Origin of the sequence: Methanolobus zinderi (assembly GCF_013388255.1) — an archaeon.
GTDB lineage: Archaea > Halobacteriota > Methanosarcinia > Methanosarcinales > Methanosarcinaceae > Methanolobus > Methanolobus zinderi.
Map to the genome: position 1 here is coordinate 1,629,766 of NZ_CP058215.1, position 13,947 is coordinate 1,643,712.

At 44.6% G+C, this 13,947-nt stretch carries 10 protein-coding genes and 1 pseudogene; 8 read left to right on the plus strand and 3 right to left on the minus strand.

Annotation, left to right across the window (positions count from 1 at the left end):
- The first annotated feature begins 8 nt into the window (after positions 1-8).
- A complete protein-coding gene (locus tag HWN40_RS07985; protein WP_176965239.1) occupies positions 9-434 on the plus strand; it encodes an FKBP-type peptidyl-prolyl cis-trans isomerase in 426 nt (141 codons plus the stop codon).
- Between the two features lie 84 nt (positions 435-518).
- Here HWN40_RS07985 and HWN40_RS07990 read toward each other — a convergent pair whose 3' ends face one another.
- A complete protein-coding gene (locus tag HWN40_RS07990; protein ID WP_176965240.1) occupies positions 519-3,323 on the minus strand; it encodes a DEAD/DEAH box helicase in 2,805 nt (934 codons plus the stop codon).
- Between the two features lie 153 nt (positions 3,324-3,476).
- Between HWN40_RS07990 and HWN40_RS07995 the strand changes: the two genes are divergently transcribed.
- From HWN40_RS07995 to HWN40_RS13545, 3 genes are all read left to right on the plus strand, one after another.
- The gene (locus HWN40_RS07995; protein ID WP_176965241.1) at positions 3,477-4,268 is read left to right on the plus strand and encodes a ribonuclease HI family protein; all 792 of its coding nucleotides are present in this window, start codon (positions 3,477-3,479) and stop codon (positions 4,266-4,268) included.
- A 119-nt stretch (positions 4,269-4,387) separates the two neighbouring features.
- Positions 4,388-5,218: a CbbQ/NirQ/NorQ/GpvN family protein gene (locus HWN40_RS08000; protein ID WP_176965242.1), complete on the plus strand. Its 831-nt coding sequence runs from the start codon at positions 4,388-4,390 to the stop codon at positions 5,216-5,218.
- Positions 5,219-5,227: 9 nt separating this feature from the next.
- Positions 5,228-8,707 carry a nitric oxide reductase activation protein NorD gene (locus HWN40_RS13545; RefSeq protein WP_246275872.1) on the plus strand — a complete coding sequence of 1,160 codons (3,480 nt, stop codon included), beginning with the start codon at positions 5,228-5,230 and terminating at the stop codon, positions 8,705-8,707.
- Between the two features lie 25 nt (positions 8,708-8,732).
- On the opposite strand, the pseudogene HWN40_RS13725 reads toward HWN40_RS13545, so the two are convergent.
- Together HWN40_RS13725 and HWN40_RS08015 are read right to left on the minus strand one after the other, a co-directional pair.
- Positions 8,733-8,879 (minus strand): annotated as a pseudogene (locus tag HWN40_RS13725) (DUF72 domain-containing protein); the annotation flags it as partial.
- Between the two features lie 35 nt (positions 8,880-8,914).
- Positions 8,915-9,625, minus strand: a complete 711-nt coding sequence (locus HWN40_RS08015; protein ID WP_176965243.1) for a queuosine precursor transporter — start codon at positions 9,623-9,625, stop codon at positions 8,915-8,917.
- A gap of 255 nt (positions 9,626-9,880) precedes the next feature.
- Between HWN40_RS08015 and HWN40_RS08020 the strand changes: the two genes are divergently transcribed.
- From HWN40_RS08020 to HWN40_RS08035, 4 genes are all read left to right on the plus strand, one after another.
- Positions 9,881-10,423 carry a pyruvoyl-dependent arginine decarboxylase gene (locus HWN40_RS08020; protein ID WP_176965244.1) on the plus strand — a complete coding sequence of 181 codons (543 nt, stop codon included), beginning with the start codon at positions 9,881-9,883 and terminating at the stop codon, positions 10,421-10,423.
- Between the two features lie 431 nt (positions 10,424-10,854).
- Entirely contained in the window at positions 10,855-11,988 is a 1,134-nt protein-coding gene (locus HWN40_RS08025; RefSeq protein ID WP_176965245.1) for a quaternary amine ABC transporter ATP-binding protein, read from the plus strand.
- Complete coding sequence (locus HWN40_RS08030; protein ID WP_176965246.1) at positions 11,988-12,821, plus strand: ABC transporter permease; 834 nt, start codon at positions 11,988-11,990, stop codon at positions 12,819-12,821. The genes HWN40_RS08025 and HWN40_RS08030 overlap by 1 nt, the downstream gene beginning before the upstream one ends.
- Positions 12,784-13,683 (plus strand): glycine betaine ABC transporter substrate-binding protein, encoded by a 900-nt coding sequence (locus HWN40_RS08035; protein ID WP_176965247.1) that lies wholly within the window; start codon positions 12,784-12,786, stop codon positions 13,681-13,683. The genes HWN40_RS08030 and HWN40_RS08035 overlap by 38 nt, the downstream gene beginning before the upstream one ends.
- The last annotated feature ends 264 nt before the right edge of the window (positions 13,684-13,947 follow it).

Below are 13,947 nucleotides of genomic sequence, written 5' to 3' on the forward strand. Positions count from 1 at the left end.
TTGATATATTGTCAATTAAAGATGGCGACACAATAAAAATTGATTACACAGGTAAGCTGGACGACGGTTCAGTGTTTGATAGTTCCGAGAAACATGGAGAACCTCTTGAATTCACAGTAGGTGAAGGACAGGTAATTTCCGGTTTCGAGGAAGCTGTAAGAGGCATGGACGAAGGAGATGAGAAGGAATTCAGAATCGAACCATCCGAAGCTTACGGCGAGTACAATGAAAACCTTTCCCAGCAGGTTCCAAAAGATGCCATTCAGGCCAACATGGATATCCAGGAAGGGATGATGATACTTGTAAGAACCCCTGACGGAAGGGAAATGCCTGCCAAGGTAACCAGGATGGGAGATGAGGAGATCACACTGGATATGAATCATCCCCTTGCAGGTAAAGCATTGAACTTCAACATCAAGATTGTTGAAGCATAAAATACATTTCACCCGGTTTTACAGCCTACTGGCTGTGTTTCCGGGATAAAACCTTTTTTGACTATTCTCTGTTCTGACTACAGATTAGATTTCTTTCTGAGCCTTTTTTCGAAGTTCTGATATCTTAGCATCATCCGGCTTTAGTTTCAAAGCCTCATCATAAGCTTTTATCGAGTTTACGTAGTCCCCAAGATAATATAGTGCAATACCTTTCTGTACCCAGACGGAAGCCTGCCTGTGTCCCAGACCAATCAGTCTGTTGAAACATTCAAGAGCCATTTGATAGCGATGCAGATGCATACATGTAATTCCTTTGTTCATAATAGCAACTGCATTATCCGGTTCAAGTTGCAGAGCAGCCTCAAAACATTCATAGGCAGTAGCATGATCTTTCTTTTCCCTGCCGGCAGATATGCCTTCTTTTATCAGTTCTCCGGTACTTCTGTTTTCTCTCTGCCTGAGTTTTCGCCTTGCTCTGCCAAGGGCAGTTACGGGATCAAAACGTTTTTCCCGTATTTTGCCTCCCATAGCATCATCGCCACTGGATGATGATTTCTTTTCTCCGGATTTTACGGTTTTCTTCTTCTTAACAGGCACATAATCAGGTTTGCCCAGTATCTTACGAAGTATTATGATCGCAGCGTCCTTATCCAGAGGATTGTTGTTATTACCACATTTCGGAGACTGGATACAGCTCGGGCATCCATCCAGGCAGGAGCAGCTTTCAATGGATTTCAAAGTGACTTCCAGAATCCGTGATATTATCTCATAGCCACTTTCGGCATATCCCACACCTCCTTGATGTCCGTCGTATACGAATATGGCACTTTTACCACCAAGGTCAGGATGTTCAGGGGTTGAAACACCACCGATGTCATTGCGGTCAGCGAGCAGGTGCAGAGGATACATTGCTATCATTGCATGTTCAATGGCATGAATACCGCCAGCAAAATCCCGGTCATGCATTTCAACCGCTTCTGTGAACCTGTGAGGAAGTTCCAGCCACAGAGCCTCGGTCTGCAGAGTGAATGTCGGCATCTCCAGGGAATGTTGTCCGAGTTCCTTATCACTGCGCTGCTGAATCTTCCTGTAGCCGGTCACCTGCTGGGTAACATCCACATCACCGAAGCCTATCTTCACATCTTCACAGGAAGGCAATATTGAACTGTGGACGGTGCCCCTGATAATTATATCCGAGGATACCATCACCCTTGTATAGTAACCGTCCCTGGCCTTCTCTACCAGAATCTCTTTTTTAGTGTGATCCTGTTTTGTAACACAGTACGGGATTCCCTTGTTGATATAAACCGCACCCTCAAAGGCTTCCCTGTAGGCCTGAAGACGTGTAAGATCCTTCTCAATGGGTTTTCGACTTCCTTTTTCAAGCATCGTGTAGGCATCATTATCAATATCCCGAATAGAGACCTTACCATGTGGATGGGGATCAAGACACTGTTTTGCAAAGGATCCCTGCAGCAGGCCTTCCTCCTCGAGCACAGTTACAATTGTATGATACTCACTTCCAAAATAATCCGCATCTTCCGGTTTCAAGGGAATCTCCCTGGCAGCACACAAGAGATGTCCGGCCTGAATATAGCGATTCGAGACATTTACCACCGCTTCCTCACATTCGCGACGGAAGAAGTCTGCGGGATTTCGCATATAATACTGATCAAGGGCATTGGAATCCGCTACAAGGACCACAATACTTTCACCGCTTCCACGTCCGGCACGACCTGCCTGCTGTCTTGCGCTCATGATAGTACCCGGAAAGCCATCCATGATACAGGCATCAAGTCCGCCAATATCGATACCAAGTTCAAGGGCATTGGTAGAGATCACACCCTCGATGGATCCTTCAGATAGCTTTTTTTCTATGGCTTCGCGCTCTTCCCCGTAGTATCCTCCCCTATACGAGCTGATAGCATGCTGTGCTCCTCTGTTTGAGAGCATGTTCCTGGCTTCAACGTACATTCTTTCGACCTTCTGCCTTGATCTGGCAAAAACAATGGTCTGAAAGCCGCTCTGGACAAAATTTGAAAATAGATTAACGGTTTCACCGAAACTGGATTTGCGTCTAGTGAAGTTCGCAGATTTTACATAGAGAGGAGGATTCCAGAAAAGAAATTTCTGTGCTCCCCGTCCCGAACTGTCGCTGTCCACAAGACTTACATCCTTACCGATCAGAGCCGAAGTGTGTTCTTCGGGATTTCCGATGGTAGCCGTGCAGCAGATGTATTGCGGATTCGAGCCGTAGTACTCACATACCCGGTTAAGCCTTCTCAGCAGATTTGCCATGTGGCTGCCCATCACACCACTGTAGGAATGACTCTCATCTAGTACAATGAACTTCAGATTTGCAAGAAAACCTCTCCATTGGTGCTTCCAGCCCAAGAAACTCAGGTGAAGCATGTCAGGATTTGTGAAAACAATGCGGGGATTTCCGTACTTGACATCGCTTTTTTCTTTCCGGGACATGGTTCCGATGAACTTCTCGATCCTTATATCCTGACCCATGAGGTGTGAAAAATCCCGGAACGTCTGGAGCTGGTCGTTTACCAGGGCATTCAGAGGAGAGATGTAGAGTGCGGTTGCTGCAGGGTCTTCAAGCATGGTTTCGAATATAGGTAACATATAGCACAGGGATTTGCCACTGGCTGTGCTTGTGGATAGTACGATATTCTTCCCTTCACGTACCTTTTGTATAGCTTCTGCCTGGTGAACGTAGAGCTTAGTTATGCCTTTCTCATCCAGTGCATAGTTTATCATGGGCTTGAGTTCCACTGAAGCGTAGGCGGGCTCTTTTTCAGGAATATCTTCTACGTGTACTATCTGTCCTTCATACCTCGTAGATGACCTGACACGGTTTATAAGTTCAGGGACGTCCATTGATCTAAAGCTCCGTTATGTGTGAGAAAAATGATTTAAACTGCAATTGTTCTGAATTTTGTCTTCCACCTGTAACTCTTATCGGAAAAACCTTTTCCTCAGCTGAATGTCCTGTCAGAATATGGGTAAATTAAAAAAAGAGGACAACGTCTCATGGACTATATGGACCGACTGAACTTTGATGGCTCCTGCGATCCCAATCCCGGAGGTAGGATGGGTTTTGGATGGGTCATCACCTGGAAAACGAAAAGATCTCCTACAGAGGGAAGTAAAGAGAAAAGGAAGTCACCCACAAACACCAATAATGTTGCCGAATATACCGCACTTAAAGAAGGCATCTTAAACTACCTGAAACTCAAAGGCAAAGGACCGCTTCAGGTCTGCGGGGATAGTAAACTGGTTATCAACCAGATGTCAGGAAAGTGGAAAATAAATAACAAGAAGCTTGCAGATATCCACGGTCAGATAAATGAGATCATCAAAAAGAACGATCTGAAAATAAAATATAAGTGGGTACCCAGAAACCAGAATGCAGATGCAGACAGACTGGCAATGCCCGCAGGCAAGCAGCAGGCAAAGATACGGGAAGTAAAACCCGCCGACAGGAAGGTAATAGCCGATACGAACACAGCTTCTGTCTCACCAAGACTCAGGGTAAAGATAAACGAGCTGAATACCAATCCATCGCCCGGATTCAAGGAATTTGCCCGACTTAAGGTCGGAGGTAGGGATTCATTCTCCAGCAAAAGGATAGAGGAACTGGAAAAACTTGCAGGCAAGGATGCTACAAAGCTTGTCAAAAAAGAGTTTTCCAGTGATTTAAAGAATCAGGCTTCAGCACTCAGATGGATGCTCAGGGGGCTGGCAGCGGACCTTGCTGTACAAAAAGTGAAAGTGGATGCTGAGATAAGTAAGAAGCGTGAGAAAAAAATGAGAAAACGTTGATCTTTAACAAAACAACCTTGATTTTAACAATCCCTGACCTTTACAGTCTACACATAATTCTGCACAGCAGATATATGTAAGAAAGAACAAAATTCACTGGTGTAGAAGAGGACCAATGCATGACAGCCCAATGTTCTTTATCCAGAGAGTTACCTGTTGAGGAGTATATCATTGAGGACGAGCCATATTATGTTCCGGTAGGTAATGAAGTAGAAATATTCACTGCCGCTTACAAGAACCTATTACCCGTAAACCTGAAAGGACCAACAGGGTCCGGCAAAACAAGGTTCATGGAGTATATGGCCTACAAATTGAAAAGGCCCTTAATAACCGTTGCTTGTCATGAGGACCTGACTGCAACCGATCTTGTGGGAAGATATCTTATTAAAGGAGAGTCGGTGGAGTGGAGCGACGGACCTCTCACAAAAGCTGTCAAGAACGGAGCCATATGTTATCTTGATGAAGTTGTGGAAGCCAGGAAGGATACCATCGTTGTCATACATCCGTTAACTGATGACAGGCGTATAATCCCTATTGATAAGCTGGGAGTTATCCTTCAGGCACCACCTGATTTCAGTCTTGCCATCTCATATAATCCGGGTTACCAGAGTGCTGTAAAGGACCTGAAACAGAGTACCAGGCAGAGGTTCGTAGCAATTGACTTCGACTATCCACCTCCCGAACTTGAAAGGAAGATCGTTGCCCATGAAAGCATGGTGAACGGAGAAATGGCAAAGGACCTGGTGAAAATCGGTCAGAGGATACGCAACTTCAGACACCACGGACTAGAGGAAGGTGTCAGTACGCGTCTTCTGATATATGCCGGCAAGCTCATACATGAAGGCATAGAACCCAGGGAAGCCTGCAGGATAGCAATGGCGCGGCCGATAACCGATAACTCTGACCTGCAGCAGAGCATCGACGAGATCATTAATGCCATCATGGAGTGAAAGCATACCTTGCCAAAGGATACTGCAGAGCCTGCTGAGGAAGAGTTATTCGAACTCATCGAAAGCAGATTCTCCAAACTGGACAGAGATGATCTGGCTTCGGTGACTGAACAGTTTAAAGGGCTGCAGCAAAGCGAAGTGGAAGACATACTGAAGGCCGGAGAACCGCTTGGTAAAAGCGGAAAAAGAATAATCCTTGCCTACCTCAGAACATCACCTTTGGTCTATAGTTTCAGTACGGATGAAGATTTCAGGAGATGGCTGAAACTTGCCTATAGAGCCTCGTCTTTAAGTGTTTCCTGCTGCGAGGGCTTTTTCGACTATTCAGTGCTTATATTAAAAAAGGGAGGTATAGAGCTTCTTGAAAAATGGACAGACAAAGGTATGTCCTATACGGAAAAAAGCAAGTGGCTCTCAATAGCTTATTTCAAGTACACTGGTAATGTAGTGGTTACAACTGATTTTGATACCTTTGAGCAACTAGTATCAGCAGGCAGTGCTTTTGCGGATTCGGACGTAAACGTTGCCGAGGAATATTTTAGGAACCTTCCACATCTGTATTCACTCTTATCCGTCAATAATTTTCGTTCATGGTGCAGCATCATAGTAACTATACTTGAAAAGAACTGGATCACTGCTGTGGATATAATAGATTCAAGCGTGGAGGTACTGTTTCAGATTCCACCGCGCAGGGTCAGCACATTCCTTGAAGCGCTGGACTCTTTTGCGGAACATGACAGGAAAACGGTCTTTGCATTTTTCAAAAATTCACCCCATTCAATGGAGGTACTTAGTGATCATGAATATAAAGCATGGGTGAAAGAAGCTTGTAAGATAGCGAAGACAGATGAAGCGGCATCTGTGTCGTTCATGAACAGAAGTCCTGATATGCTTGGTTCCATCGATGTTAGCGAAATGGAGGAATGGACCGATAAAGCCCTGGCTTCGCTAGCCTCTGATAAAGTTGCCCTTGAGGCTTTCATCTATGGAAGTTTCAAGGGACTGGTAAACCACTACGGAATTCAGAGCCATGAGGGAATAAAAGGCCGTGGGGAGAGGAGGCTTCTACTTGATACCGGTACGAATCTTGCACTTATAAATCCGGATTGTGTGGAAAGCTATTTTGAACATGCTCCAAAGGCGTTGAAAATCCTTACAAAGGACAAATTCTACGAATGGGTACGTATCGGAGAGGAAGTGTCAAAGGAAGGTCGCAACTTCGGAACAGCCTTTTACAGTAATTTCACCTTCGTTCTGAGAAAAAGCAGTTCAGCTTACCATAGAGAACTGCTCAGAACCGCCAATATGTTGCTCGATAAGGACAGAACACTTGCTGGTGTGTTCTTTGAGAACCTGCCCGAAGCGGCAGAGTATACCGGTCCCAAGGGAATCAGGAAATGGGCGGGTACAGGAATAAAGATATACGATCAGGATAAGGATCTGGCAATCGATTTCTTTTCCTACTCCGCTAAACTCCTGAAGGACCTGGATCTCAGCGAACTTGAAGAATGGGCTTTGAACGGTATCGGTATATTCGAGGAGAATCCTCCGCTTGGAAAGCCTTATTTTTCACTGAAATCAAAGAGCTCAAAGGAATTCATCGAGGATCTTACAGGATCTGCAGCTCTCAAAGAGTTTGCCGGAGTGCTCAGATACTATGCACTCGGGCTTTCCGGTGTCAGTTTTAACATACTTTCCAGAAGGACTCTTCAAATGGAAGCAGAACCCGAGGGTATAAATCCGGTGGTTGCAGGCAGAAGCATCTATCTTGCACCAAGGATCAGGAAATATACTGATTTTGAAGATAATTTCAAAATATACAAGCTGAGCATAATGCATGAGGTCGGCCATGTGCAGTTCAGCTCACACACAGCTACACTGGAAGATGCAGCAGGACTGATGGCCGATATTAGGAAAAAATATACTACCAGAAAGAAGGGAAGCTATCTTTCAGGACAGAAACCCGAAGGTATTGTTGATATTTCAGATATAATAGCCATGTTCCCGAACGAGGCACTTGCAGGTACCACTCTGGGGATACTGGAAGATGCAAGGGTCGAGTACAGGATCATGGAGAACTATAAGGGAGTACGTCAGGAGCTTGAACGAATCAGACAGCAGATGCTTCTGGAACGGCCTGTCCCGGAAGGGGGAAAACTTGAGGAATTCATGGAATCCCTGCTCTGGATCTCCACAGGTCATGAACCTGCATACAGTTTCAGCAAAGACACGGAGAGCCTTCTGGATCCTGCCAAGAATCTACTGCGGGAAATGATATTCAGGGAAGAATCCTCGATTCTCGACTCCCTTGATGCGACCTTCAGGATATACACCATGCTTGATGAGAAAATGGGACCCCTGAGTCAGACAGAATATGAAGTTATGAAAAACCTGGACTACCGTGGTGTGGGTATTGGCGCCTACGGTAAGAAGGATCCCCTTTCATCCAGGTCACATGAGAATATCATCAAGAACTTCATTCCCGAAAGCGAGGTGGACCTGACAGCAGAGCAGGAAAGGCCAAAAGAGGAAAAGGTCCAGCGCCAGTCCACCTATGCTGCGGATAAGCACTGGAAGATACTTGGCAGCTACAGGTATGATGAATGGGATGCTGTTATCGGTGATTACAAGGCTGACTGGGTCACGGTCAATGAGGTCGAGCCCAGCGGGATGTCCAGTGAATACTACAGGGAAGCATCGAAACAGTACAGGAACGAGATAGCCCTTATCAAAAGAGTATTCAACAGGATGAAACCCGAAACCTTCCGAAAGATGAAGCAGCAGACCGATGGCACGGAGATAGATATCGACGCCTTTATCGATTCCCTGATACAGAAGCAGTGCGGTATCAACCCGGATGACAGGCTGTATCTTAGATGGGATAAGCACGAAAGGGATGTTGCAGCCCTTTTCCTTATAGATGTCAGCTACTCGACCCGGAAAATGGTTGGATACGAGGGAAAGAGCATACTCAATGTGGAAAAAGACTCGCTTACCATCATGATACAGGCCCTTGAAAGTATTGGCGACAAGTACTCCATTTACGCATTCTCAGGCCAGACAAGGGATGATGTGGAATACTTTGTCATCAAGGAATTCGACGAGGAACTATCAGAAGACGTTGCCCGCAGGATAAGCCTGCTGGAGCCCGTATCAAACACAAGGCTCGGACCCGCAATCCGGCATTCCATCAGGAAACTGGAGAAGGTTGCCGCTAAAACAAAGTTACTCATACTGCTTTCAGACGGTGAGCCATTCGATACATCCAGGGGAGAGAGCGCCTACAAGGGAAGTGTTGCGGAAGAAGATACCAGGGTAGCAATCGAGGAAGGAAATGCCCGAGGGATACAATTCTTCTGTATCACAGTGGACTCGAATCCCGGAAAGTACCTGGATAACATATTCTCCGATGTGGGATATACTATAATAGATGATGCCAGGTCGCTGCCGGAGAGGCTTCCGGTGTTGTACAAGCGCATAACTACGTGAATATCAGACTAAAAGATGACAGATATTATTTTCCTAAATTTAATGTCAGCATCCTTCTTGCATTGTTCAGCATATTATGATTGTTGTTGAAATAGATGTGAATTCTATCAGGATTTATCTCTTTTACATGGTCTGCAAGATCTGTTAGTTCCTGTTCCGAATAATCATACTGGTACCACTGTTTTTGATACTGAAAACAAAATCCGGTTACTGCCTGTCAGTTACCGGGTTATCTTCAAGATATCTCTTGTACCATATGAACCAGGGTGTGTCAAGCAGACCTATCAGGTTCTTGGCCACTATCTGTCCAATGATAAGCGGGACAACGGGAGCTACCCCATAGAATGCCAGCACTACAAATATCAGACTGTCGAAGGTGAGACTGATCACATCACTTGAAGCACTCCTGAGGAATACCTGTTTGGGGTACTTTCTTTTCAGCCAGGCAAACACATAGGCATCCAGATTCTGGAATACAAGGAATGAAAGCCAGGATGCTATGATTATTCTTATACTCTGGGAAAATATTCCCTGCCATGCATCCTCGTATGCAAAGAAAGGAGCTGGAGAGAGGCTGTTTGTCATAAAGATAAATATTACAAAAAGCACCTGTGTGATAAAAGCTATGATTATAGCGATGTGAGTTTTCCTTTCACCGTAGACCTCGTTTATCATATCAATTGCCTGTGAGAGGAAAGGATACAAAAATACTGCAGCAGGTGCAAAGAATGTATAGAAGCCGAGGTCGAACTCGATCAGGCGGGCTGCCACTATCTGGGAGGCGGTCAGATAGATAGTATAGAAAGCCACAAGTGCTGCAAAGCCATATTCCCTGTATCTGTTGATAATGAAAGCCGATACATATGTAACAACTGTAAGACTGAAGATCCAGTAAATCCATACAACAGGTATTGCCATGATATCGACCTTGAATTTGAAATTATATAATAGAAGTTTGAGATGGATGCAATGAGAAGTGTAAATCGTATATAAGGTTTTCTAGAAACAGTAAACACAACAACTATAATTAAACGATCTAAGTAGTGTATACCTTGTTAGTCATTTCCGACCTGGACAACCATCAGTTTGATAAGACAGTTTCATGTATAGGATGGAGTCAGTATCCGGCAATAGAAAATAAATCTGCGTGATCTAAATAAAGGATGATATTAGATGGCACCTAAAAGGGCGTTTTTAACCAAAGGCTTTGGCGTTCACAAACACAGACTGGCTTCATTCGAGCTTGCTTTACGTGATGCACAGATAGAAAAATTCAATCTTGTCAGTGTATCCAGTATACTTCCTCCAAACTGTAAGATAATCCCAAAGGATGAGGGAGTAAAACAATTAGGAGCAGGTGAGATCGTCCACTGCGTCCTTGCACGTAACGATACGAACGAACCACACAGACTGGTGGCTGCTGCAGTTGGAACTGCCGTTCCTGTAAATGAGGAGAACTATGGCTATATCTCCGAGCACCATTCATACGGGGAAGATGAAGAGACGGCGGGAGAATATGCTGAAGACCTTGCTGCAACAATGCTTGCAACCACCCTGGGAATCGAATTCGATATTGATTCTGCCTGGCAAGACAGAGAAAATGTTTACAAGACAAGCGGTCATATAATAGACACGACCCATTACTGTCAGACAGCTCACGGAGATCCTGATGGTAAGTGGACAACGGTCGTGGCAGCAATGGTGTTCATTGAATGATTCAGGAAAAGAGTATTTAAGCAGATAAATTTTTGAACTTTTCTTTTTTCTTTTTAAATTCGTGCCTCATATCAGCACAGGCTATCGTTTCAAATAGCTTTTTTTGATTTAGATCAGTTGATACAATCAAAATATTTAATTGTTCGAAATTAAATTGATATAAATACTTTACTCCTAAACTATAAGTAGAAATAAATGTCATGTTACACCCTCATTGCTCAAAAAGAGTTCTATTAGGGTAGGTTTTTATAATAATAAATCGAAACCCTCTTATAGAATAACAAAATCGTTCATTCTAATTATACAAAAACCATATCAGGATATTCATACTGAGGTATTACCATTCGTGAAAAAAAAAAATAGAAGTACGAAATCTTGTTAAGATTTTTGGGAAACAACCCCAGAAAGCCCTTTCACTGGTAGAGAAAGGCATGTCAAAACAAGAGATCTTCGAAAAAACAAATCAGACAGTAGGTCTGTACAATGTTAACTTCGATGTCTATGATGGAGAGACTTTCGTACTCATGGGACTTTCGGGTTCCGGGAAGTCTACCCTTCTCCGATGTCTCAATAGACTTATATCGCCCACAGACGGGCACATACTCATCGATGGCGATGACATCGCAGCCATGAATACCGAAGAACTGCGCAATGTCCGCAGGAAAAAGATGACCATGGTATTCCAGAGCTTTGCCCTGTTGCCACATCGGACGGTCATCGACAATGTAGCCTTCGGACTTGAGATACAGGGTGTGTCAAAAGAGGAACGTTATGCAAGTGCAGAGGATGCCATAAACAAAGTTGGACTTAAAGGACACGGGGAAAGTACCACATCTTCACTGAGTGGAGGTATGCAGCAGCGTGTGGGACTTGCAAGAGCACTTGCAACCGACCCTGACGTACTCTTAATGGATGAAGCTTTCAGTGCTCTTGACCCTCTCATCAGGACAGAGATGCAGGATGAGCTGCTGGCCCTTCAGGACAAGATGAAAAAGACCATTGTCTTCGTATCCCATGACCTGGATGAGGCTCTGAAGCTCGGGGACAGGATCGCTATCATGAAGGACGGGTACATAGCCCAGATAGGAACTCCTGAAGAGATTCTTACAAACCCGGCTGACGACTATGTCTCCGAATTCGTTGCCGGTGTTGACCGTGCAAAGATCCTGACAGCTGATAATGTAATGAAACGTCCTGAGCCGGTAGTGTCGATCAACTCCGAGCTGACAGTTGCCGTTCAGTTGATGAAAAGGCATGGGATTTCATCGATCTTTGTTGTGAATCCAGACAAGGTCCTGCAGGGAATAGTGCTTATAGATCATGCTGTATCTGCAATGAAACAAAAGAAAAAGATTGTTGATATAATGATCGGGGACTTCCCAAAGCTGCAGCTGGATACTCCTGTAAAGGACATAATTCCAATAGTTGCTGAAAGTCAGTATCCTCTTCCGGTTGTAGACGATGCCAATAAGCTCAGGGGGATAATTGTTCGTGGAAGTGTGCTTGGAGCACTGGCTATGACAGATCAAGAAGCAGAAGAGAAGATAGAGGAGGTTGCTCAGTAATGGTTTTACCGAATCTTCAGATTGGAGAAAGCGTTGAATCCATAGTTTACTGGATCGATGATTATTTCGGATTTCTACTTGACTTTTTCAGTAACTTCGTTGATATACTGATATCAGGACTCAGGGATGCACTGTTATTTCTGCCTCCACTGGCCTTTACAGTGATCGCAGCCTTGTTGGTCTATTTCCTGGCAAAGCGCAAAGCTGCACTGGCAATTGGAACTGCGGTGGGATTTCTGGTAATTGATTCCATGGGACTATGGGGTCTTGCAATGGAGACACTGGCCCTTGTGCTTTCATCAGCGTTGATAGCACTTGCCATCGGAATACCTTTAGGTATCCTGGCTGCCAAGAATGAGGTAATCTACCACATAACAAAACCGGTTCTCGATTTCATGCAGACCATGCCTTCATTTGTATACCTGATTCCTGCAGTAATATTCTTCGGACTGGGTAATGTACCCGGACTGGTTGCAACCGTTGTGTTTGCAATGCCTCCCACTATACGCCTGACAAACCTTGGTATAAGACAGGTTCCTGTGGAACTTGTAGAGGTTTCCGACGCGTTCGGAACCACTCCAATGCAGAAACTTATGAAGGTTGAGCTACCCGTAGCCATTCCCACAATAATGGCCGGTGTGAATCAGTGTATCATGTTGTCCCTTTCAATGGTAGTTATTGCCGCCATGATCGGTGCACGCGGACTTGGTTACCAGGTGCTCGTGGGTATCCAGAGGGTGGATATCGGACAGGGATTCGAGGCAGGTCTGGCTATTGTAATAATTGCCATAGTACTTGACAGGCTTACCCAGAACCTCACACCAAAAAAATAAAGGAGATACGGAAACAGATACCGTAGATGAGAACGTAGATAAAGAAGCTACAATAGGATATGTTCTCTGGGATGGCGAGATTGCCAGTACCAATGTAATGAAACTTGTCCTTGAGGAAGCAGGATATGACGTTGAGATAATTGCCGTCGATGCGGGTGCACTCTATCAGGGACTTGCTGACAGCCAGTTCGACTTTACAACATCCGCATGGCTTCCCCAGACCCAGCAGAACTACTGGGAACAGTATGGAGAAGACATTGACAGCGTTGCAGTAAACCTTGAGGACTGCCGTATCGGACTTGTTGTTCCTACATATGTAACCATTGACTCTATTGAGGAGCTCAATGATAACCAGGAACAGTTCAATGGCGAGATCATTGGTATCGATCCTGGTGCAGGTATTATGTCCACAACAGAGACTGCTATTGAGGAATACGACCTTGACTATAGCCTCGTATCCAGCAGCAGTGCAGGTATGACTGCCTCACTTACAAACTCAGTCGAAGACGAGGAATGGACAGTTGTAACCCTATGGTCACCACACTGGGCATTCAACAAGTTCGATCTGAAATACCTTGAAGATCCACAGGGAGTATATGGTGAAGCAGACCATGTTGAAACCCTTGCAAGGCAGGGACTTGAAGAAGATGATCCCGAACTCTATGGCATCATAAGCAGATTCCAGTGGACACATGATGATATACAGTCCGTAATGGAAGACCTTGCTGACGGCGTGCCTGAAGAGGAAGCTGCCAGAACATGGGTAGAGAACAACCCTGAACAGGTAAACTACTGGATCACCGGGGAAATGCCCGAAGATGCAGCAACAGAAAATACATCAACAGAGGAAATTACTGAGTAATTTCTCTGCCGGTCACCGTTCCTATATAAGATAACGGTGGCTGTAATTTATTTTTTTACATTACATTTAGACAAACTACTGGCCGTTAATTCCTGAAAACGGTTCAATCTTTAAAACCTCACCTTTTTCTCAGAATCCATCAGAAACGCTGTTGACTCCATTATTGAAAGCGTATATGACTGCTCCACTATATCGAAAGAGTTAAATAAAATATAGGAAATCAGTAGGCACCTATAGAATATATAGAATATATAGGAGAATACG